This is a genomic window from Halorubrum sp. SD626R, from assembly GCF_001261915.1.
Taxonomy (GTDB): domain Archaea; phylum Halobacteriota; class Halobacteria; order Halobacteriales; family Haloferacaceae; genus Halorubrum.
On record NZ_CVRT01000033.1, the window covers coordinates 1 to 1,585 of the forward strand.

A 1,585-nucleotide genomic window follows, 5' to 3' on the forward strand; every position below is an offset into this window, starting at 1 on the left:
GAGGACCTTCGAGTCCTCGGTGACCATGATCGAGCCGTCCTGGATGCGCGCGGCCGCGCCGACCGTCTGGAGTTCGCCGACGAACGGTCCCGGGTCGACGCCGGTGTCGCCCTCGGGGATGACGACGTCGTTGGGAGCCACCTCGCCCGCGTTGATCGGGGCGGGGGTCTTCGAGGCTTCCAGCTGCTTGAAGAGGCCGAACGGGTTGTCGTTCGTGCCGATGAGCGCGACCTGACCCGAGACGTATTGGGTCAGCTCCTCGACGCCGCCGCCGACCTCCTCCAGGGCGCGGGTGGTGAGCGTGTTCCGGCTCACGCGGACATCGGCCGAGCCGTGCAGCTCGCGGCGCATGGCCTGGAGCTGCCGGCTCGGAATGCCGCCGACGCCAACGATCCCGACGGAGTTGAACGAGTCGATGAACTCGACGAGCTCGTCGACCTCGTCCTGCTTCCACTGCGGGATCGTCTCGGTCTTGCGGACCGAGCTCATACGGGCACCTCCTTGGCGGGACCCATCGTGGTCTTCACGAAGATCCCGTCGATGTTGAGCGGCCCCTTCTCGAGGCTCGCTTCGAGCCGCCGGACGATGACGTCGATGTTGTCCGAGATCGCCTCGGCGCCCATGTCCTCGGCGCCGACGCGGGTGTGGAACGTGCGCCGGTCGCGCGACCGGAGCTGCACCGTGTTCTTCATCCGGTTGACGGTCTCGACGATGTCGTCGTCCGGCTGTAGTGGGGTAGGCATCTTCCCGCGCGGACCGAGGACGGTACCGAGGTACCGACCGATGTCCTGCATCAGGTTGGCCTCCGCGACGAAGAAGTCGGTCTCGCCGGCCAGGTCCTTTGCGCGGTCGTCGTCGTCTCCGAGGTCTTCGAGGTCGTCGCTGTCGAGCACTTCGTCAGCGACCTCCTCTGCGCGGACGGCGGTTTCGCCCTCCGCGAAGACGACGATCTGTGTCTCCTGCCCCGTTCCAGCCGGCAGCACGACGGACTCGTCGATGCGGTTCGACGGATCGTTGAGGTCGAGGTCTCGCAGGTTGATCGCGATGTCCACGGTCTCGCGGAAGTTCCGCTCGGGCGCATCGTCGAGTGCGAGAGTTACGGCCTCTTGTATTGTGTCTGCCATTTTCACCTCCGTAGTACGCAGGTCGCTCCTACGGGTCAGTGAAACAGGCGAAGCCTGTCTCATCGGAGAGAGGTCCATCGGAGGTTTAAAAGCGTCGAACCGCCCGTCCCCGTGCGAACCGGCGACAGGGCTCGTGCGGACGGTCGACGGCGGACCGGTGACGGTCGTGCCGTCGAACGAGGGCGACGGCCGAGCGGCCCTCGGATTCGACGCGCGTCGAAGTCGAAAACGTCGGATAGGGGAACCCTTTTCATGCCGCTCGCCGACCCACGAGGTAATGACTCAGGGTGGTCCGGCGTGACGATGGACGACCGTATCGAGGACCTCCGGGAGCGCCGCGAGCGGGCGGCCGAGGGCGGGGGCGAGGAACGGATCCAGTCGCAACACGAGAAGGGGAAGATGACCGCGCGCGAGCGCATCGACTACTTCCTCGACGACGGGACGTTCCACGAGTTCGACCG

At 66.4% G+C, this 1,585-nt stretch carries 2 protein-coding genes and 1 pseudogene; 1 reads left to right on the forward strand and 2 read right to left on the reverse strand.

Going from position 1 to position 1,585, the window contains the following annotated elements; translation table 11 throughout:
* Nucleotides 1-489, reverse strand: a 489-nt coding sequence (rplJ, locus tag SD626R_RS02865) for a 50S ribosomal protein L10 (RefSeq protein WP_092563209.1), incomplete at its 3' end; no start/stop codon positions are given.
* Nucleotides 486-1,124, reverse strand: coding sequence for a 50S ribosomal protein L1 (locus SD626R_RS02870; protein WP_092563212.1), 639 nt, complete (start codon nucleotides 1,122-1,124; stop codon nucleotides 486-488). The genes SD626R_RS02870 and rplJ, both read right to left, overlap by 4 nt.
* A gap of 303 nt (nucleotides 1,125-1,427) precedes the next feature.
* On the opposite strand from SD626R_RS02870, the pseudogene SD626R_RS16315 reads away from it, so the two are divergent.
* Nucleotides 1,428-1,585: pseudogene (locus tag SD626R_RS16315) on the forward strand (methylmalonyl-CoA carboxyltransferase); the annotation flags it as partial.